Annotated in this window: 19 protein-coding genes and 1 pseudogene; 17 read left to right on the top strand and 3 right to left on the bottom strand. The window is 29.4% G+C overall.

The features are described 5' to 3' along the window. The first annotated feature begins 32 nt into the window (after nt 1-32). Together cysS and ACSVC9_RS07155 are read left to right on the top strand one after the other, a co-directional pair. Nucleotides 33-1,454: a cysteine--tRNA ligase gene (gene cysS, locus ACSVC9_RS07160; RefSeq protein ID WP_446899653.1), complete on the top strand. Its 1,422-nt coding sequence runs from the start codon at nt 33-35 to the stop codon at nt 1,452-1,454. Between the two features lie 140 nt (nt 1,455-1,594). Next, the gene (locus ACSVC9_RS07155) at nt 1,595-2,464 is read left to right on the top strand and encodes a potassium channel family protein (RefSeq protein WP_446899652.1); all 870 of its coding nucleotides are present in this window, start codon (nt 1,595-1,597) and stop codon (nt 2,462-2,464) included. Between the two features lie 10 nt (nt 2,465-2,474). Here ACSVC9_RS07155 and ACSVC9_RS07150 read toward each other — a convergent pair whose 3' ends face one another. Further along, nucleotides 2,475-3,251, bottom strand: coding sequence for a tRNA threonylcarbamoyladenosine dehydratase (locus tag ACSVC9_RS07150; RefSeq protein ID WP_446899651.1), 777 nt, complete (start codon nt 3,249-3,251; stop codon nt 2,475-2,477). A gap of 285 nt (nt 3,252-3,536) precedes the next feature. On the opposite strand from ACSVC9_RS07150, the gene ACSVC9_RS07145 reads away from it, so the two are divergent. The 3 genes from ACSVC9_RS07145 to ACSVC9_RS07135 all read left to right on the top strand — a co-directional run bounded on the left by ACSVC9_RS07145 (nt 3,537) and on the right by ACSVC9_RS07135 (nt 7,147). Beyond that, nucleotides 3,537-4,943 carry a glycosyltransferase family 2 protein gene (locus ACSVC9_RS07145; protein WP_446899820.1) on the top strand — a complete coding sequence of 469 codons (1,407 nt, stop codon included), beginning with the start codon at nt 3,537-3,539 and terminating at the stop codon, nt 4,941-4,943. 6 nt (nt 4,944-4,949) lie between these two features. Next, nucleotides 4,950-5,657, top strand: coding sequence for a pseudouridine synthase (locus ACSVC9_RS07140; protein WP_446899650.1), 708 nt, complete (start codon nt 4,950-4,952; stop codon nt 5,655-5,657). A gap of 158 nt (nt 5,658-5,815) precedes the next feature. After that, entirely contained in the window at nt 5,816-7,147 is a 1,332-nt protein-coding gene (locus tag ACSVC9_RS07135) for an IS3 family transposase (protein WP_446899649.1), read from the top strand. Nucleotides 7,148-7,324: 177 nt separating this feature from the next. On the opposite strand, the pseudogene ACSVC9_RS07130 reads toward ACSVC9_RS07135, so the two are convergent. Further along, nucleotides 7,325-8,104: pseudogene (locus tag ACSVC9_RS07130) on the bottom strand (IS256 family transposase); the annotation flags it as partial. Here ACSVC9_RS07130 and ACSVC9_RS07125 point away from each other — a divergent pair. The 4 genes from ACSVC9_RS07125 (at nt 8,047) to ACSVC9_RS07110 (ending at nt 11,562) form a co-directional block, all read left to right on the top strand. Next, nucleotides 8,047-8,748, top strand: a complete 702-nt coding sequence (locus ACSVC9_RS07125) for a radical SAM protein (RefSeq protein ID WP_446899648.1) — start codon at nt 8,047-8,049, stop codon at nt 8,746-8,748. The pseudogene ACSVC9_RS07130 and the gene ACSVC9_RS07125 sit on opposite strands and share 58 nt — an antisense overlap. 2 nt (nt 8,749-8,750) lie before the next feature. Further along, nucleotides 8,751-9,143: a hypothetical protein gene (locus ACSVC9_RS07120; RefSeq protein WP_446899647.1), complete on the top strand. Its 393-nt coding sequence runs from the start codon at nt 8,751-8,753 to the stop codon at nt 9,141-9,143. Continuing rightward, entirely contained in the window at nt 9,133-9,669 is a 537-nt protein-coding gene (locus ACSVC9_RS07115) for an ATP-binding cassette domain-containing protein (RefSeq protein WP_446899819.1), read from the top strand. The genes ACSVC9_RS07120 and ACSVC9_RS07115 overlap by 11 nt, the downstream gene beginning before the upstream one ends. Nucleotides 9,670-10,716: 1,047 nt before the next feature. Further along, the gene (locus ACSVC9_RS07110) at nt 10,717-11,562 is read left to right on the top strand and encodes a CPBP family intramembrane glutamic endopeptidase (protein ID WP_446899646.1); all 846 of its coding nucleotides are present in this window, start codon (nt 10,717-10,719) and stop codon (nt 11,560-11,562) included. Nucleotides 11,563-11,610: 48 nt separating this feature from the next. Here the strand turns inward: ACSVC9_RS07110 and ACSVC9_RS07105 are convergent, their stop codons facing one another. Further along, complete coding sequence (locus ACSVC9_RS07105; protein ID WP_446899645.1) at nt 11,611-11,925, bottom strand: hypothetical protein; 315 nt, start codon at nt 11,923-11,925, stop codon at nt 11,611-11,613. Nucleotides 11,926-12,509: 584 nt separating this feature from the next. Here ACSVC9_RS07105 and tnpA point away from each other — a divergent pair. The 8 genes from tnpA (at nt 12,510) to aroH (ending at nt 20,002) form a co-directional block, all read left to right on the top strand. Next, the gene (gene tnpA, locus ACSVC9_RS07100) at nt 12,510-12,821 is read left to right on the top strand and encodes an IS66 family insertion sequence element accessory protein TnpA (protein ID WP_446899644.1); all 312 of its coding nucleotides are present in this window, start codon (nt 12,510-12,512) and stop codon (nt 12,819-12,821) included. Between the two features lie 34 nt (nt 12,822-12,855). After that, on the top strand, nt 12,856-13,215 hold the full coding sequence (gene tnpB, locus ACSVC9_RS07095) for an IS66 family insertion sequence element accessory protein TnpB (protein WP_446899643.1): 360 nt from the start codon (nt 12,856-12,858) through the stop codon (nt 13,213-13,215). Between the two features lie 105 nt (nt 13,216-13,320). Next, nucleotides 13,321-15,060, top strand: coding sequence for an IS66 family transposase (tnpC, locus tag ACSVC9_RS07090; RefSeq protein WP_446899642.1), 1,740 nt, complete (start codon nt 13,321-13,323; stop codon nt 15,058-15,060). A gap of 435 nt (nt 15,061-15,495) precedes the next feature. Further along, entirely contained in the window at nt 15,496-16,779 is a 1,284-nt protein-coding gene (locus tag ACSVC9_RS07085) for an acyl-CoA thioesterase/bile acid-CoA:amino acid N-acyltransferase family protein (RefSeq protein ID WP_446899641.1), read from the top strand. Between the two features lies 1 nt (nt 16,780). Beyond that, nucleotides 16,781-17,332 carry a MarR family winged helix-turn-helix transcriptional regulator gene (locus ACSVC9_RS07080; RefSeq protein WP_446899640.1) on the top strand — a complete coding sequence of 184 codons (552 nt, stop codon included), beginning with the start codon at nt 16,781-16,783 and terminating at the stop codon, nt 17,330-17,332. 180 nt (nt 17,333-17,512) lie between these two features. After that, on the top strand, nt 17,513-18,388 hold the full coding sequence (locus ACSVC9_RS07075; protein WP_446899639.1) for a MurR/RpiR family transcriptional regulator: 876 nt from the start codon (nt 17,513-17,515) through the stop codon (nt 18,386-18,388). A 13-nt stretch (nt 18,389-18,401) separates the two neighbouring features. Further along, nucleotides 18,402-19,637: an NAD(P)/FAD-dependent oxidoreductase gene (locus tag ACSVC9_RS07070; RefSeq protein ID WP_446899638.1), complete on the top strand. Its 1,236-nt coding sequence runs from the start codon at nt 18,402-18,404 to the stop codon at nt 19,635-19,637. Next, entirely contained in the window at nt 19,634-20,002 is a 369-nt protein-coding gene (gene aroH, locus ACSVC9_RS07065; protein ID WP_446899637.1) for a chorismate mutase, read from the top strand. The genes ACSVC9_RS07070 and aroH overlap by 4 nt, the downstream gene beginning before the upstream one ends. The last annotated feature ends 57 nt before the right edge of the window (nt 20,003-20,059 follow it).

The raw sequence follows: 20,059 nt of genomic DNA, 5'->3' as shown, positions 1-20,059 counted from the left end.
TTTGGTGTTATTTAAAATTAAGGGGAGATAACATGGATTTTTACATTTACAATACTATGACAAGAAAAAAAGAAAAATTTATTCCTGTAGAAGATGGGAAAGTCAGATTATATACCTGTGGTCCTACAGTTTATAATTATGCACATATAGGTAATCTTAGGACCTATATATTTGAAGATATATTAAAAAAGTCTTTAAATTATTTTGAATTTAAGGTTAAACATGTGATGAATATAACTGATGTAGGACATCTAGAATCTGATGCAGATACGGGTGAAGATAAAATGCAAGTTGGAGCAAAACGTGAAAATAAAACAGTATGGGAAATTGCCAGGTTTTATGAAGATGCTTTTTTTGAAGATTGCAGAAAGCTTAATATAAAAAGGCCTGATATAGTTTGTCGGGCAACTGATCACATCACGGATATGATTCACATGATTGAGATCCTAGAAAAAAAAGGATATACTTATTTGTCAAATGGAAATGTATATTATTCAATTGATAAATTTAAAGATTATAATAAACTTGCTAATCTAAGCATAGAAGAGTTAGAGGCTGGAAGCAGGGTAGCAGTAGATGAAAATAAAAGAAATCCTTTAGATTTTGTATTGTGGTTTACAAATTCCAAATTTAAAAATCAAATAATGCAGTGGAATTCACCATGGGGAAGAGGCTTCCCAGGATGGCATGTGGAATGTTCTACTATGTCGATGAAATACCTTGGAGACAGAATAGATATTCATTGCGGTGGAGTAGATCATATTCCAGTTCATCATACAAATGAAATAGCACAATCAGAAGGAATACTTGGACATAAATGGGTAAATTATTGGATGCATGGAGAATTTCTTGTATTAGATAATGGTAAAATGTCTAAATCAAAAGGAAATTTTTTAACGGTTTCAAGTATTGAGGAAAAAGGATTTTCTGGTATGGATTATAGATATCTTTGCTTGCAGTCCAGGTATAGAAAGCAACTTTTATTTAGTTTTGATGCTCTAAAAGATGCTCATATTGCTTATAAAAAGTTAAAAGATAAAATTTCGTATATAGCTTCTATATCGAAAAATGATACTTCACAGATACATGAAGATAAAATTTTAAGTTATAAAAAGGAATTTTTGGAACAAATTGGAGATGATCTGAATATACCAAATGCTATTACAGTGCTTTATGATGTAATAAAAGCAGAGGAACTTTCAAATAATGAAAAGATGATATTAATAGAGAGCTTTGACAGTGTTCTTTCTCTTGAACTTTTAAATCCTGATAGGTTGGTATCTAAAAATATGGATATTGTGAATAAAAATAAAATAGAGGCACTTGTCATTGAAAGAGATGAGGCACGTGCAAACAAGAACTGGAGCAGAGCGGACAAGATAAGAGATATACTTAGTTCATTAGGTATAGAAATAATTGATTCAAAACAGGGTAGCAAATGGAAAATGAAATAATGTTTTATAAAAAACAGGATCAAGGAAATAATATTAGTTATTGCCATATATCCTGTTTTTTATGATTATTTAAGAATACTATTAAAAGCATAATAATAAAATTCTATATAGAAATAAAATTATGTGAATTCGAGGTATATATGAAGTGGACTGTAAAACAAAGTTTTGTATATTGGATATTTTTTATATATATTTTCGTATTGATATTCTTTGGAATTATATATTGGGATATAGCTAACCATTCAAGAGGAGAATTTTTTATATTTCAAAATGATATAAATTTAGATACAAAAGTAAATATGTTTAAAAAAAAGATGAATATAAAATTTTATAATAGAGAACTTAATGATAGTATAAAAAAGCTGATCATATCTAAAGAGTATAAAAGACATATAGTAAAATTGAATATCTTAAATAATTCAACCTATGACAAATCTACTTTTGTATTTGATAGAGTACTTGGAGAAAACTGGTCAAATTATTATTGTTTATTAATTATGAGTAGGGGAATCACCCATATGAATATAGTTAATATGGGTGAAAGTAAATTAAACGGTGGATTTCACAGCTATAAATTAAAAGTAAATTTTTATAAGCTCAATGATGAAAATGAAGATAAATTTTCTAGTTATAAGGAGGATTCTATAAATAATTTTAAAAAGATACAAACAATGTATTTATGGGTTGATAATTATGACATAATAAAGAAGGAGTATTTTGATGATAAAAATTATTTATATCCGATAAACTTCTATTTTCAAGAGATTATAAAAAATTCAATTTGCTTTCCAGATGAAAGCCCACTTGTATTGAGAGAAGTATCAAGTGGAAATTTTAAATATCCAATATGGAATTTTATTTATTTTAGTGCAGTTACTATAACAACTCTTGGATACGGAGACATACTTCCAAATTCAACTGTAGTTCGTATAATAGTTATGATAGAGACAATAGTTGGAGTAATTATAACGAGTATATTTGCTTCTGTAATACTTATGGAAAAACAATAAAAAAACATAACTATATAACAATTGAGCCATCTTTTTTATTAATTATTGATTTTATTACTTCACCACCTATTATCATGCCAGCTACAGGTGGAACAAAAGATATACTTGAAGGAATTTGGCGTTTTGCAAGGCATTTTCTTGATCCACCAACGCACACACAGCCTTCTTTGCAAGTTACAATTTCATCTATTTTTGGCTTTCGTGGAATTTCTTCAGAATATAATACTTTTAAGTTCTTTATTCCTCTTTTTCTAAGTTCATGTCTCATAACTTTAGCTAGTGGACATATTCTAGTATTGTATATGTCATCTATTTTGAATTTTGTAGGATCTAGCTTGTTTCCTGTACCCATACAGCTTATTATATCTATGTTATTTTTTTTACACCATAATATCAATGATATTTTGGACGATACCGTGTCAACTGCATCTATTACATAGTCTGCATTTTCTGGTATGATATCGGATATATTGTTTTCTTTTACGAAAGTTTGATATGCTGTTATATTACAATTTGGGTTTATATCTAAGACCCTGTTTTTTAAAACTTGAACCTTGGGCTTTCCTATAGTATTGAAATTAGCCTGTATCTGCCTGTTTATATTAGTTAAACAGATTGTATCGTCATCAACTATTACAATATTTCCAATACCTGATCTTGCAATAGCTTCAAGGGAATAACTTCCTACTCCACCAAGGCCAAATATAACAACAGTACTTTCTTTTAAAATTTCTATAGCTTTTGTTCCAATCAATAATTCAGTCCGTGAAAGTGAATGCTGTTTCATTTACGAATCTTCAGCTCCTTTATAAATGTGAATATTAAATTACTATATTATAATACCACAAAGATTGATATTTTTTATTATTGTAGCTTATAATATTATAAATAAAAGGTTAAATTAGTATTATAAAAAGTAAAGAATGAATAAATATAAAATAATTTTGTACAAAGCTAAAATAAACTAATGTAGAGTGATATAATAAATTAGATAGCAGTGTAGAATAACTTATAAAAGTAGGTTATCTAGGTTAAGATTTAGATAGAAAAACATAAGGGGAAGGATTTTATGATGAAAGAATTTGTTTTCAATTTTACATTTATCTTTCAAATAGCTGTTGTTTTAATTACAATGTATTATTTTGTGCTTTCTTTGTTTGGTCTTTATAAGAAAAAAGATGATGGAGCAAAATATTGTAATCCTGAAAAGAGATTTGCACTTTTAGTAGCAGCTCATGATGAGGAAATGGTTATTGGAAAGATAATAGAAAGTTTAAAGGACATTGAGTATCCCAAAGATATGTATGATATATTCGTTATTGCAGATAATTGTAGTGATAAGACTGCAGCTATTGCAAGAGAATATAATGTAAATGTATACGAGAGAAATGTACCAGATAAAAGAGGAAAAGGTTATGCACTTGAGTGGATGTTCAATAAAATATTTAAGATGGACAAATTTTATGATGCTGTAGCTATTTTCGATGCAGATAATTTGGTATCAAGAAATTTTTTGAATGAAATGAACTATAAAATGATGGAAGGGTATAAGGTAGTTCAAGGCTACATAGATAGCAAGAATCCAGATGATTCATGGATAACTGAGTCATATTCCATATCATTTTGGACAGTAAATAGATTATTTCAACTTGCAAGAGCAAATCTTGGTCTTTCAAATCAGATAGGTGGAACTGGATTTTGTGTAGATACTTCAATACTCAAGGAATTGGGTTGGGGAGTAACCTGCCTTACTGAAGATCTTGAATTTACATGTAAACTTGTGTTGAATGGATACAAAGTAGGCTGGGCACACAATGCTATAGTGTATGATGAGAAGCCTTTAACCTTAAAACAATCTTGGAATCAGAGAAAAAGATGGATGCAAGGTTTTACAGATGTATCTTCAAGATTTTTCTTTAGGTTATTTAAAAAGGCAGTAAGGGATAGAAGTCTTACAGCTCTGGATTGTGCATTTTATACAGTACAGCCCTTTATAACATTACTAATGGGTATTGCAGCAATTTTAACACTAATTCAGAATAATCATGGATCTAATATATTTGTAGTGAATTATTTATTTACAGAAAATGGATTTACAAGAATGCTGTGGAAATTATTTAGCATTTTTCAATTTTTATTTACGCCGTTTATAATGTTATTAGAAAGAAAATTATCTAAAAAAATGTTTTACGTGTTTACACTTTATTCTTTAAATATAATAATACTATCCTATATATTTGTATCACCTACATTTTCACAGATGTTATTTGGAAATGCAGTTTATTTACTGATATTTGTATTGGGAATAGGAATTACAGGAAAGAAGAGATCTATAAAGTTATTTATATGGTATCTATTATATGGAATATATACTTTAACATGGATACCAATTACAATACAAGGCATATTGGACAAGAATAATAAAGAATGGAGTCATACGAAACATATAAGACAAATAGGTATTCAGGAAGTAGAATGATAATTTATGATAGAGAGATTGCAGAAATATATGGCATACTGTGGTATTGCTTCTAGAAGGAAATGTGAGGATTTTATACGGAATAACAGAGTTAAAATAAATGGAAATATTGTAAATAAGTTAGGAACTAAAATTGATACTGAAAGAGATATAATTGAATTGGATGGCAGAAAGATAGATATCGTATCAAAAAAGATATATATTGCATTAAATAAGCCTGAAGGATGTTTATGTACTGTAAAAGATGAGAGAAATAGGAAAACAGTACTTGATATTGTAAAAGTTGATGAAAGAATATACCCTATAGGTAGACTTGATTATAATACTTCTGGATTACTCATATTAACGAATGATGGTGATGCATTTAATAAAATAATACATCCAAAATTTCAAAAAAGTAAAGTTTATATTGCAGTGGTAAGGGGAATTCCGGATAAAAATGATATGAATAAATTTTGTAATGGAATTGATATAGATGGGTATGTAACCAGTAAGGCGTATTTAAAGATAATTGAAAGTAATAAGTATACATCTCAAGTTAAGATAAAAATACATGAGGGTAAAAATAGACAGATAAGAAAAATGTGTGAAAAAATAGGACATCCAGTTATATCACTTAAAAGAACTGAAATAGGAGATTTAAAACTTGGAAATTTAAAATCTGGAGAATGGAGATATTTAAGCAAAAACGAAATAGACCATATTTTAGATTAAAAAAATGGGTAATATATTAATACCCATTTTTTTAATCTATTATTTTATTGAGAGGGGGGTGCGGACATAAAGTTGGACTCCCTTAGAGTTCCGAAAGGAGCTTTTGAAAAATGTATTCTCAAGAAAAAGTTAATATTGCATTGAAACTATATCATCAATTGGGATCTGTAACAAAAACTGTGCGGATATTAGGGTATCCTGAAAGGAGAATTTTATACGACTGGATTCGTAATGAGTGCAAGCCTAAAAAACAAAGAAAGATACTTGAACTCACCAATACTAAAACTCATCCACGAAATCCACCCGTTGAAGTAAAAATGGATGCATTACATCGTTGCTTTGAATTGGGAGAAAGTATAAAATCAGTATCAGAAGATATTGGTTATACTAGGGCTAGCATTTATGCTTGGCGGAAAAAGTATCTTCGGAAAGGTACGATTGCATTGATGAATGATAAAAATATCCAGCCAGAAACTTTAGAAGAAGGTTCAGTTGCATCCAACGCTAAAGTTGAAGAATTAAAGGCTCAAATGCTTGATATGCAGCTTGAAATAGATATTTTGAAGGAAACAATAAATGTATTAAAAAAAGATCCCGGCGTCGACCAGACAGCTCTCAAAAATCGAGAAAAGGCAGTGATAGTTGATGCCCTAAAGAATAAGTATTCACTGCCACTATTGCTGAAAGAACTAAATCTTGCAAAGAGTTGTTATTATTACCAAGAAAACATCTTATCTAAACCAGATAAATATGCCCAATTACGTAACCATATAAGCAAAATATTCACAGAAAACAAAGGGTGCTATGGTTACCGTCGTATTTATGGTATGTTAGCAAAAGAAGGCTGTGCAATTTCAGAAAAAGTTGTTAGACGAATAATGAAGCAAGAAAATCTGGTAGTGGGAGTTCGAAAGAAGCGAAAATACAGATCTTATAAAGGAGAAATAACACCAGCTGTTTCAAATGTTATAGAAAGAAATTTTCAGGCGGATAAGCCAAATCAAAAGTGGCTTACTGATATAACAGAGTTTGCTATTCCTTCTGGAAAAGTATATCTGTCTCTAATAGTTGATTGCTTTGATGGATTATTGCCATGTTGGACAATCAGCACTAGTCCAGATTCAAATTTGGTAAACACTATGCTTGATAGTTCTATTGCTCTATTAAAAAATGATGAGCATCCAATAGTTCATTCTGATAGAGGCTGCCATTACAGATGGCCTGGATGGATTGAAAGAATGGATAAAGCAGGATTGACGAGATCAATGTCAAAGAAAGGATGTTCTCCGGATAACTCCGCTTGCGAAGGTTTATTTGGACGATTGAAAAACGAGATGTTTTATACTCAGGATTGGGCAGGTGTAAGCATTGAAGAATTCATAGACACACTTAATGCCTATCTGATATGGTATAATGAAAAACGGATAAAAGTATCATTAGGAAATATGAGCCCTAAGGAGTACAGACAAAACCTTGGATTTGCAGCTTAGCTGGTCCAAGAAAATGTCCGCACCCCCGAGTGTGAAATTTTTTCTGTAAATTAGCTTTCTATGATATTTTAGAAAGACAGCTGTGTAAAGATTATTTCTGTCTTAGTTTCAAGATATAATTTAAAAATGAGTATGTCAATAACGCCTGAGAAAAAAGGCGTTATTTTTATAAGAGTTTTATTCGGGAAGTCTGCCATCATACATTATGGATAGTTCACCATAAACTTTACCCCAGTTTCTTAGAACTGACGTCCATTTTTTAGTTGCTTTAAATGTTGCAAGATAAAGTGCATTGAGAAGTGCAGTATCACTTGGGAATACGCTTCTTTGACTGTTTAACCTGCGATATGTGCTATTAAGACTTTCTATGGCATTTGTTGTATATATTACTTTTCTGACTTCTGGTGAGAATTTGGATATAGGGGTTATGGCATCCCAATTTTTAAGCCAGCTTCGCATAGCTCCTAGATATTTATAATTCCATTTCTCAGTTACAATCTCCAGATTTTTATGGGCAGTTTCCTCGGATGGAGCCTGATATATACTCTTAAGATCCTTTGCAAAATTTTTCTTGTGTTTATAAGATACATATTTAAGCGTATTTCTTATCTGATGTACGATGCATCTCTGATATTCTGTGTCCGGAAAGGATGCATTTATAGATTCTTTTATGCCAGAAAAACCATCTGCACAAAGTATAAGGATATCTTTAACTCCTCTGTTCTTAAGCTCATTTAGAACACCAAGCCAGTATTTACTGCTCTCGTTCTCACCTATATTTATGGAAAGCACATCTTTTATTCCCATGATTATATAGGCAGCAAGCTTTTTTACCATACTATTATCTCTAACGGAAAAATGTACCGCATCTATGAAAACAATTGGATAAACTGTAGACAATGGACGCTGCTGCCACTGTTCAATCTCTGGCAATATTCGGTCCGTTAATGAAAGAACACGGCTTTTTAGTTGATAAAGACATAGATGAATATAAAAGGTTGAAGATAGCTGGGGATATGCAAAGATATAATACACAAAATTTTGGGTTAACTATTGCACCGACCATAAATTGCAATATGGAATGTCCGTATTGTTATGAAGAAAAAAGTAATAAAAGAATGAGTGAAGATGTACAAAACGGATTAATAAATTATATTGAAAAAAATATTATTCACAGTAATATAAAATCCTTTCATACTACATGGTATGGCGGGGAACCACTCTTAGAAAAAGACTTAATATTAAATTTATCTAGAAAATTTATAAAATTAACTAACGATAATGGAATACGTTATTCTGCAAGTATAGTAACTAACGGTTCTCTCTTGGATTATAACACTGCTAAAATGCTTAAAGAAGAATGCTACATTAATTTTGCACAAATAACAATAGATGGTTTAGGTAATATCCATAATAATAGAAGAAAACTCAAAAATGGTCAAAATAGTTTTAACTTAATAACTAACAATATAAATAATTGTAAGGAATTAATAAATATACCAATACGAGTGAATGTAGATAGAACCAATATTTATGACACTAAAAATTTAATTAAATATTTTATAGATGAAAGAAAGTGGACTGATGATACGGTGACATAAAAATGAATTCTTGGTTTGAATTACTGGGAAATGAATTAAACGATAAATTTATTTCATTATTTAAATATGCTATGAAATATAGAAAAATATCATATTTATTTTCAAACATTAATTTAACTATAAGTAAAATTGCAACTCTACTATTATATTTATATGGAAGTTATGAGATATTACATAATAGATTAACCATAGGGGATTTTACAATAATAAGCGCATATTTTGGAATACTTTTATCAACTACTGCCTATTTTATCAACCTTGGGAAATCATACCAGGATGCTTTAGTATGTTATAATAGAATAACAGAAATTCTTTATACCAATCAGGAAATTAATGGTAGGCAGCATCTGAAACAAATTACACATATTCAAGTTTCCAATTTAAATTTTTCATAAATTTAATTGTAATTTTGGGCTAGGAAAGATTTACTGTATTGTTGGTGAAAATGGATGTGGAAAAAGTACACTAATAAACATAATTACAGGGTTATTATATAATTATTCTGGGGATGTATATTATAATGGAAAGAATATAAAAGATATAGATATGTATAGTTTAAGAAAAGAAAACATAGCTGTAACTGAACAAGAACCTAGGTGTAAAATTTTGAATATTTATTATTTTATAGATAATCAATCTAAAAAATTTGATGAAATGGTAAATGAAAAATCAAATAATATATCAGGAGGTGAAAAACAAAAAATATCATTGATAAGAACATTTATTAAAAATTCTAACGTTATTATATTAGACGAGCCAACTTCTGCTCTTGATAAAAATACAGTAGGCTCTCTTAAGGAAGTCTTAGTTAACATAAAAAGACATAAAATTATAATATTTGTAACACACGAAGATAATATATTAAGTATAGCTTATGAAATTATAAAAATTAAATCTCCTACTATGAGTGAAAACATTTAATATAATTTTTTACAATATATATTTATACTAAGAGTGCAGTCAACAAAATCGACAAATTCCAATTCAAGCAAATTAATTCCATAAATATTGATTTTTAACATTTTATTGAAATATTGATAATAGTTATTTATAAGTATTTTTAAGTGAAAAAACTATTATCAAAAACAAAGTATCAAAATAAATTGTATGTAACCTTTATGGTACTTATATTGGGTTAGGGTTGTCTAAAAGTGGATATAAATTGATTTTCTTATTCATTTTATGTATTAGCGTGGGTCTTGTCGGAAATGTTGGCGGCACCCCCACTAAACTTTAGGTACATTTCATTGTTTCAAAAATAGTCTCAATAGGTAGGAATGTTGTTTTAAGCACATTCATAAATCCTTTAAATATTATATTTTTTAATGTTCTTTCAGCAAATTAATAAACCTTTGTTAAAAGAATCCTTAGCATTCTCTTACATTGAGCAGTAAATGTAAGTTTACACACATGTTTATTTTTGGAATATCGTCTATTAAATAGGATTTTTATCTTTTGACGAGGGATTGGTCTTTTTAGAAATAGTATTAGCATAGGCTAAAAATATAGATATCTTGAAGAATAAGCATTTGTAAACCATACACACAACAAACTTTCCAATGCCTTTTCTATTCTAAATACCCTGACTTAAGAATTTATCAAAGGAGTTCTATGGCAATTGGCAAAACTCAAAAGAACAATATTAGTTATTGTTCTTTTATAATCCTTTTTGGATAGACGTTTTTATAAGTTACTCAATACATTGTACACATACTTAGAAAAATATAAGAAAATTTCAAGTTCGAATAAAAACTGATTTATTGATGATTTTTCTATTAAAATTTTTTTATAACTGCTTAAAAAATATGAACTATTTTAGATATCAAATTAATATTGGGTAGAATTCACTCACTAGACTATTCTAGAAAGTTCTTTATAAAGGTTAACTTTTATTTATCGAATCATATATAAAATTTTATTTCGTAAATAATTTTAAATAAATATTATTAATTAATAAGGAGTAATTTAATGAGTAAATTGACTAAAAAAAATCTAATAATAATTATTATCCTAACTTTAGCAATATTAATATATTGGTATGTTTTTATTAAAATAAGCAATTATAATAATTTTTATTTTAATAAAGAATCAATATTAAATTTAATTGGATTATGTACAAGTTTATATTTACCTCTTATTACAATAAATTTAAAATTATTTGATTCATCTTATAAAAAAAATATATATGCAAACAAAAAATCGTTATGGTTATGGATAATAATGTATAGTACTATTATTTGTGTAACTATATTTAATAAATTTATATGTACCATACCAACGTTTATGGGTCTTATAATCATTATATTATTATTTTTACCATTCTCTGTTGGTAGTTTATGGGGTATAAACTTAAAAAGTTTTAATTGGAATATTAATTTTTCAATGTTACTCATGATTGCAATTATGTTTATTTGTTGGTTTATTCCTCAAAATTTAATACCAAATACGTGGAATAAAACTACATTAAAGGTTATTTACTATATGAAACCATTAACCTTAATAAAAAATGTTTTAAAGACAGCAATCTACCCTGCTTTTTATGAAGAACTCGTTTTTAGAGGAATATTAATTTCTGGTTTATTAGCTTTAAAAATAGAAGATTGGAAAATCAATATATTACAGGCATTAATATTTGGAATAACTCACATTTTGGCTAATAAACAAGTTCAATTTGATTATACTATATCAGCCTCTCTTTGTTCAATACAATTTTTAATGGGATATATTTTAGGTAAGATCTATTTTAAAACTAAGTCACTATTCCCGTGTATAATATTTCATACTATTTTGGATACTATTTATAAAACTTTTTGAAATAATATAAGAGATCAATACCTAGTACAATTAACAATTATTAACTACTTACATATAGGGGTAATGTGACGTAGTCATCAAGCTATATAATTTACAATAACAAATAGCAGTAGTTGTTGGATCAGAGGTAATAATGGCTTCATCTTCATAGAGAATTACAGTATCTTCAGTTTTGGCTTCAAGTAAATCATCAAGGCTAGCTCTAAAATCTTCTAATAGTTCTTTATTTACTCTCTTATCTGTTTTCTTTGGACGGGTTTTAGAATAGTTTAAATGATGAGTAATGTTATACGCAGTACCTAATGCTATAGTTTTATTAAATTTGTACTTATAATAAATAGAGTTACAAGGCATCCTGTCCAATTACTAGAATTTAAACTCGCATACCTTGCTTGAAGACAATGTTTTGTCAACTTCTCTAAATTCGTCATCAGTGAGAATAGTATGTTTAGGTGGATGGTGAATATTCTTATATAGAGTTTATGATAAATCTTGAAAAAATATTTTAAAGGACATACATAAAAGATTAGATAATTTAGTTATCAAGTCTTATGGTTTTAATAGTGGAGAAGATATTTTAGTTCAACTTTTAAAATTAAATAGCTACATATTTAACGAAGAAAGAAATAATATGAGTTAAAAATCAATGAGATTACTATAATTTATTACAATAAGATTACTAAAATCTAAGATGATAGATTTGATAATGGAAAAAGAATATTCAGATATACTGGAAACTAAGGAATGGATTCAAGTTAAAATTTGAATGTCAAGATGTAATTGAAATTGTGAGAAATATTCGATTTAATATGACTAATGGTAACTTGGCATGTAAACGGTGAATCATACGTACCTCGTAATTGATTTGCATTTCTGAGATAATTAATTCAGGCTTAAAAAAACTACAAGTTTTTCAAAGTAACTAAGCTAGTTTTTGGGAGGTAGTAATGGATAAAATTACTCATGAAATGCGTTTAATACAATGGACACCTATTATACGTGAATGCCGCAGCAGTGACATGACTGTTAGGGCTTGGTGCCTTCAAAACAATGTTAATGAAAAACAGTTCTACTATTGGCAGCGCCGTGTCAGAGAAAAAGTATCTGAAACTCTGAAAAAAACTGAATCCCCAAGTCAGCCAAACTTTGTACAGCTCCAGGCTCCTGGTGATTCTTCAAAAAGCACATTTTCCTTTAAGACAGATATGATTATCCACATCAGAAATAACGTGCTAGAACTTTCTAATACTGTTTCATAAGAGCTGCTTTCCAAAGTTTTAAAGGTGATGTGGGATGTTAAATGATGCATCTGGTTTTGAAAAAATCTATATTGCCTGCGGCTATAGTGATTTGAGAAAGGGCATCGATGGGCTTGCCGGCATAGTACAGCAGCAATTTAAACTTGATCCATTCAAGACTGGCATTCTATTTTTGTTCTGTGGAAGAAAGACAGACTGTATCAAAGGACTTCTATGGGAAAGTGATGGATTCCTTCTTCTATATAAGCGTCTCGAAACAGGTAAATTTCAGTGGCCGCGTAATGAAGAGGAAGTAAGATCCATTTCATATCAGCAGTATAACTGGTTGATGGAGGGGCTTTCAATTGAGCAAAAGAAAGCCATTAAAGTCATCACACCCTCCAGAGTTTTATAAGCTATTTATCCACAGCAAAGACTTTATTTTGAAGAGTTTTCCACAATTTTTAGAAATTACATTTTCCCTATTGTTTCCGTCTTCTGGATATGGTATCTTGAGCATATGGATAAAAAATATACAGAAGCAGAATTAATTAAATATGATAAAGAAGCAATTATTTCTCTTTTCATGGCCATGCAGCAAATAACAGAAGATCTTTCACTGACTTGTGCTGAACAGAAAATTCAACTGGAACAGGTAAATCAAAATATGAACTTGATTTTGGAACAGCTAAAGATTTCTAAACATAAGCAGTTTGGCTGTTCCTCAGAGAAGATGGTTTATGATGGTCAATTGGAAATGTGCTTCAATGAAGCTGAAGTTACTATTGTCAATAAATTTGTTGTGGAACCTGAAATAGAAGAAGTCTGCCCAAAACCGTATAAACGTAAGAAAGCAAAAGGCAAACGTGATGAAGATTTAAGGGAACTTCCTGTCATAGTCATCAGCCACGAATTACCGGAAGAAGAACTTTCGAAACGTCTGGGAGATAAATGGAGACGTCTTCCTGATGAAGTTTATAAAAGACTTGCCTTTCACCCTGCAAAATTCGAAGTAGAGGAACACCATGTGGCAGTTTATGCAGGAAGTGACAACCAGACTATTATTCGCGGTAAAAGGCCGGCCGATCTTCTGCGTAATAGTATTGTTACGCCTTCATTGGAAGCTGCTATAATGAACAGCAAATATGTCAATGCCATACCTTTGTATCGTCTGGAACAGGAATTTTCAAGAAATGATGTGATTCTTAGCAGACAGGTCATGGCTAACTGGACAATTCAGTGTGCTGATAGATATCTTTGGCTTCTTTATGATCGGCTCCATAAAGAAATATACAACGGCCATGTACTGCAAGCTGATGAAACTCCAGTTTGCGTAAGCAAAGATGGACGTGCTGCTGGTGCTAAGAGCTATATGTGGGTGTACCGTACAGGAAAAATTCACAATGCAGCTCCAATTGTGCTGTATGAGTACCAGAAGACACGTAATGCCAGCCATCCGCGTGAATTCTTAAAAAATTACTCCGGCATAGTTGTTACTGATGGATATCAGGTTTATCATAGTTTAGAGAAAGAACGTGAAGACTTGAAAATAGCAGGCTGCTGGAGTCATGCAAGGCGCCATTTCGCAAATGTTGTAAAGGCTCTTGGAAAAGAAAAAGCCAAAGGAACACTTGCGTATAACTCATTGAAACAGATAGCCGCTATTTATAAAGTAGAAGGTTTATTAAGTGAGCTCCCGCCGGATGAACGTCAAAAGCAAAGACAGTTGACTGTAAAACCACTGGTAGAAGCTTTCTTTGCGTGGGTAAAACAACATCAAAATGCTGTTCTGCCAAAATCAGAAACGGGTAAAGGCTTTACCTACTGCCTTAACCAGGAAAAATATCTAAAAGTGTTTCTAGAAGATGGATATGTCCCTGCTGATAATAATGCAGCCGAAGGCAGCATTCGCGGCTTTTGCATTGGAAAGCACAACTGGCATCTTATTGATACAATTGACGGAGCTAAAGCCAGCGCCATTATTTATAGTATTGCAGAAACAGCAAAATCAAATAATTTAAAACCATATAATTACTTTGAATTGCTTCTTACAGAAATCCCGAAGCATATGGAAGATACCAATCTTGATTTTCTTGACGACCTTCTTCCATGGTCCGAAAAACTTCCATTTGAATGCAAAAAAACAGAAGCAATAATTTTTTATGCCGCCATAAATGGCGGCTATATTTATGTAAGTACACATGGTTTACCGTTTACCTTGGCATTAGTCATATTGGAAGAAAAATTTATTGTTATATAATAATCAATCTTTGTTGTAAAAATTAATATGACAGTTTTTTTATTAAATGTAATTTGATTAGGCTTTATTGTAAAAACTCCAAATTTATTTTAGGAATCTAAGCCATTTATAAGTGTTATTTTGATCAAATATTTTTGTAAATCTATACATACCATTATTTACAAGTTACTTTGCACTTGATAACACGGTTGCTCCTTCTACCCCTATTAAGAGTTTCAATAGGATATACTCTCTTAAAACATATTTTATTTGTTAATTACGTAATTTGTTTAATTTAATAATATAAAAAATGACAATGTATTGACTATATTAATTTACATTGATATAATAAAGTAGTCAATACATTGTCAAAACTTTAATACACTTGGTAAGTTACTTAATAAAATAGAGCTCTTTATTTAAAATATAAAATAATATTATAAGGAGAATGTAATTATGGAAATAGAAATATCTAATACAGAAGCACTTGTGGTTGAAAAAATAAAAATCAAAGTTTTGGGACTAACTCCAAATAGTAAACTAAAAATTAGCCTGAAAATGGAATTACCATGGTGTAAAGGAGAAGAATATTCATCTTATGGAGTATTTATTTCTAATGGAAAAGGTGAAGTGGATTTAGATTTAGCTAAACCTCTGGAAGGTACGTATGAAGCTAATAATAGTATGGGATTAATTTATTCATTGAAAAAGTCTAGAACTGAAGGCAAAAACATTGCAGAAAATATATCTATTGATGAACCAATGATTATGAATATGCTATTTGAATCTTATGATGAAAAAAAGAAAATTAATTTAAAGAGATTGTTTAAAACAGAAGATGTTATTATAAAGAATATATGTGAAGAAAAGTTTAGTGGACAGTTATTTTATAAAGAAAAACCTAATAATAAAACAGTTTTGATGGTAGGCGGATCAAGTGGAGATGTAAGAGCATTAGCTCTGTTAGCAGCACCACTTGCATCTACGGGATTTAATGTTCTTATAGTTCCATTTTTTGATTCAGAAGGATTACCAGACAAATTAGAAAAAATTCCACTAGAATATTTTGAAAATATATTTGAATGGATTAAAAATAATGAAATTGCGAGTTCCAAAGAGATATTTCTACATGGAACATCAAAAGGTGGAGAATTAGCACTTTTACTTGCTTTAAGATACAAACAAATTAAAAAAGTTGTTGCAGTAGAACCCCATGCTTATTGTTTTCAAGCACTTAATGGAATGATGAGTGGAAATAATGTTTCATCATGGTCATATAAAGAAAAGTCAATTCCATATATAGAAGTTGATAATAATATTTTTTTTGAAGATCAAAAGAAAGCTATAGAAAAGGGTATTCCATTTGGATTTGCTAGTACCTATAAAAAAAGTATTGAAAAAGCAGCAAATAAAGAAGAAGCAAGAATAAAAGTAGAAAATTCTGAATCAGATATTCTTATGATTGCAGGAAAAGAAGATAATATATGGAATAGTTATGATGGGTGTTTAGAAATACTAGATAATCTAAAAAAGAACAACTATAAATACAATGTAGAATTACTAGCATGTGATAAAATGGGTCATCCGATGCCAGTCCCATATATTATTCCGATAAGTGAAACCTTATCCATGAATATGATGGAAGGAGTATTTTCTTCAGGTGGAACTATAGAAGGTAATGCAGAAGGACAGCTTAGATCATGGAAAAGGACAATTGAATTTTATGAAGGAGATTTTTAGCATGGATTATAGTAAAGAAATTTATTTATTACATATTATGCAGCAGGCATATTCAAGCCTTCTTTCAGTTTCAAATAAACTACAAATTGCAGGTGATCAATATTTTGAGCCATTAACCTCTAGGCAATATATGACAATGCTCTCAGTACTTCATTTACATAAAGATGAAACTACGCTTATTAATATTGCTAAGAAGTTAGGTACAACAAAACAAAACATAACCCAATTAGTTAAAAGTCTTGAAAAAAAGGATTTTGTATCTATAATACCTAGTAAAAAAGACAAGAGATCTGTAAATGTGTGTGTGACTGATTTAGGAATGGATGTCATGATTAAATGTGGGAAAGATGGCACTATTGATTTCATGGCTGATATTTTTAAAAATTTTACTAAAGAAGAAATAGAAACTTTGAGGAAGTTATTGGTTAAATTGTACAGTTTTGATGGTGTAGAAATGGATGGATTTGAAGAAAATGTTCAAATCCCAAATTTTGATATAGAACATGAGTTAATAATTGCAATAGAAAAGTTTTCAAATAAAAGAAGTGAATAAAAATAGGCCATATATAGTTGCGTTTATTATTTTTATTTAATTTTAATTAACGTAATAATTATTATGTAAATTAAAAAAATGTAAACAAAAATGAAAGACAAGTTGATAATAAGTTCAATAGATGTTAAAATGAAATAAAAGTTGCATAAAATCAATTACATGGAAAGGGATGAAAGAATTATGGAGGATGTAAATAAACAGGATCTAATGAAAATTATACAGACTAAATTTCCACGATTGAGTAAAGGCCAGAAATTAATAGCAGAATACATATTAAAACATTATGACAAAGCTGCTTTTATGACAGCTGCAAAATTAGGTATTAGTGTAGGTGTCAGTGAATCTACTGTAGTAAGATTTGCCAATGAACTTGGATTTTCAGGATATCCTAAACTACAAAAAGCTCTTCAAGAATTAATAAAAAATAAGTTAACTACAGTACAAAGAATTGAGCTTTCAAATGATATAGTAAGTCAAGAAAATCCGTTAAAAGGTGTATTAAAAGCTGATATGGAAAATATACGTGCTACTCTTGAAAAAATAAACCATAAAACTTTTGATGATGTCATAAATAGTATATTTAGTGCTAAAAAAATATATATAATAGGACTTAGAAGTTCCACTGCAATTGCAGACTTTTTAGGATTTTATTTGAATCTTATATTAGATAATGTAAAAGTAGTTGGTTATGGTATAAGTGATATATTTGAACAGATGATAAATTTAAAATCTGAAGACCTTGTAATAGGTATAGGATTTCCGAGATATGCTGTAAGAACTATAGAAGCACTGACATTTGCAAAGAGCAGGGGAGCGGAAGTTGTAGCTATAACTGATAGCTTACTTTCACCACTTGCAGCTGGAGCAGATTATACTTTAATTGCCCAAAGCAATATGGCTTCTTTCGTAGATTCTCTTGTTGCTCCGTTAAGTGTAATAAATGCACTTATAATTTCAGTTGGTCTTAGAGAAAAAGAAAAAATATCTTCTACATTTTCTGATCTTGAAAATATATGGCAGGAATATCAAGTTTATTCATTTAAAGATCAGAGTTAGGAATGGTTTATTTATGCCGAAAGTGATAGTAATTGGCGGAGGACCTGCTGGAATGATGGCTGCTTTAGCTGCCTCTAAAAATAATAATGTTTTATTAATAGAAAAAAATGAAAAGCTTGGTAAGAAAATGTACATATCAGGTAAAGGAAGATGTAATGTAACTAATGCTAAAGATATAAGTGAATTTTTTGATTATATTCCAGGAAATGCTGATTTTTTATATAGTTCACTATATAAATTTACTAATCAGGATACTATGAATTTTTTCAATAGATTAAATGTAAAATTAAAAATAGAACGCGGAGACAGAGTATTTCCTCTTTCGGATAAATCTTCTGACATAATAAGAGCTATGGAAAGGAAGTTAAAAGATGATAAAGTGGAAATACTTTTAAATTCAGCTGTCAAAAAGTTTTTATGTTATGCTAACCATATTGATTCGGTACAGCTTTTAGATGGATCTATTATAACTGGTGACTATTTTATATTGGCAACTGGTGGAAAATCATATCCCCAAACCGGTTCTACTGGAGATGGTTATAATATGGCAAAATCATTGGGGCATAATATAACTGAATTGAGACCATCTCTTGTACCTATAGAAATTGAAGAAAGTTGGGTAAAGAATATTCAAGGATTATCCTTAAAAAATGTAAGATTAGATATAAAAAGTTCAAATGATAAAGTATTATATAGCGAGTTTGGAGAGATGTTGTTTACCCATTTTGGTATATCCGGTCCTATAGTACTAAGTGGAAGCAGAATAGTATCATCAAACTTGAATAAAAATAAATTAAAGGCAATTATAAATTTAAAACCAGCACTTTCTTTTGAAGAATTGGATACTAGAGTACAAAGGGATTTTACTAAATTTTCAAATAAAAATTTCAAGAATTCTTTAGATGGACTTCTTCCAAAAAAAATAATATCAACTATTATAGATTTATGTAAAATAGATCCTGATAAAAAGATAAATTCTATAACAAGGAATGAAAGACGAAAATTAGTGTATATAATACAAAATTTTACTATGCATATAAAAAAACTAAGACCAATAGAAGAAGCAATTGTTACTTCTGGTGGAATAGATATAAGGGAGATAAATCCTTCAAATATGTGTTCGAAGTTGATTGACAATTTATATTTTGCAGGTGAAATTATAGATGTAGATGGATATACTGGAGGCTTTAATATACAAATTGCACTATCTACAGGGTTTAGTGCAGGAAATGGGGTAAAAAAAATATGATAGCATTAAGAGGAGCAACTACTATAAGTGAAAACACCGAACTTGAAATAAAAAATGCTTCAATTGAATTATTTTCTGAAATTATAAAATTGAATAATATTGATTTTAATGATATACTCTCAATAGAAATTTCTTGTACAAAAGATATAAATAAGGCCTATCCTGGAAAATTTATAAGAGAATATTTTAAATTAAATCATGTATCCATAATGCATTTCAATGAGATGGAAGTTGATAAAAACTTGAATGGATATATTCCTCTCTGTATAAGATTCCTTATTTTAGCGGATTTAAAAAAGGATAAAAACAAATTTGTATACCTGAAGGGTGCGAAAAAATTAAGAAAAGATTTATTGAATGAATAATGTCATAAAATAGAGGATTTTATTTTTTTTTATAGAATATATATAGGATGTAAGTAT

The sequence above is a fragment of the Clostridium sp. LBM24168 genome, assembly GCF_052953915.1.
This window is presented reverse-complemented; position numbering and strand designations above follow the sequence as displayed.

Excerpts from the sequence above, each read along its gene's own strand:
- cysS (WP_446899653.1), top strand. The coding sequence starts at position 33 with ATGGATTTTTACATTTACAATACTATGACAAGAAAAAAAGAAAAATTT.
- ACSVC9_RS07155 (WP_446899652.1), top strand. The coding sequence starts at position 1,595 with ATGAAGTGGACTGTAAAACAAAGTTTTGTATATTGGATATTTTTTATA.
- ACSVC9_RS07150 (WP_446899651.1), bottom strand. The coding sequence starts at position 3,251 with ATGAAACAGCATTCACTTTCACGGACTGAATTATTGATTGGAACAAAA.
- ACSVC9_RS07145 (WP_446899820.1), top strand. The coding sequence starts at position 3,537 with ATGAAAGAATTTGTTTTCAATTTTACATTTATCTTTCAAATAGCTGTT.
- ACSVC9_RS07140 (WP_446899650.1), top strand. The coding sequence starts at position 4,950 with ATGATAGAGAGATTGCAGAAATATATGGCATACTGTGGTATTGCTTCT.
- ACSVC9_RS07125 (WP_446899648.1), top strand. The coding sequence starts at position 8,047 with ATGGACGCTGCTGCCACTGTTCAATCTCTGGCAATATTCGGTCCGTTA.
- ACSVC9_RS07120 (WP_446899647.1), top strand. The coding sequence starts at position 8,751 with ATGAATTCTTGGTTTGAATTACTGGGAAATGAATTAAACGATAAATTT.
- ACSVC9_RS07110 (WP_446899646.1), top strand. The coding sequence starts at position 10,717 with ATGAGTAAATTGACTAAAAAAAATCTAATAATAATTATTATCCTAACT.
- tnpA (WP_446899644.1), top strand. The coding sequence starts at position 12,510 with ATGGATAAAATTACTCATGAAATGCGTTTAATACAATGGACACCTATT.
- tnpB (WP_446899643.1), top strand. The coding sequence starts at position 12,856 with ATGTTAAATGATGCATCTGGTTTTGAAAAAATCTATATTGCCTGCGGC.
- tnpC (WP_446899642.1), top strand. The coding sequence starts at position 13,321 with ATGGATAAAAAATATACAGAAGCAGAATTAATTAAATATGATAAAGAA.
- ACSVC9_RS07085 (WP_446899641.1), top strand. The coding sequence starts at position 15,496 with ATGGAAATAGAAATATCTAATACAGAAGCACTTGTGGTTGAAAAAATA.
- ACSVC9_RS07080 (WP_446899640.1), top strand. The coding sequence starts at position 16,781 with ATGGATTATAGTAAAGAAATTTATTTATTACATATTATGCAGCAGGCA.
- ACSVC9_RS07075 (WP_446899639.1), top strand. The coding sequence starts at position 17,513 with ATGGAGGATGTAAATAAACAGGATCTAATGAAAATTATACAGACTAAA.
- ACSVC9_RS07070 (WP_446899638.1), top strand. The coding sequence starts at position 18,402 with ATGCCGAAAGTGATAGTAATTGGCGGAGGACCTGCTGGAATGATGGCT.
- aroH (WP_446899637.1), top strand. The coding sequence starts at position 19,634 with ATGATAGCATTAAGAGGAGCAACTACTATAAGTGAAAACACCGAACTT.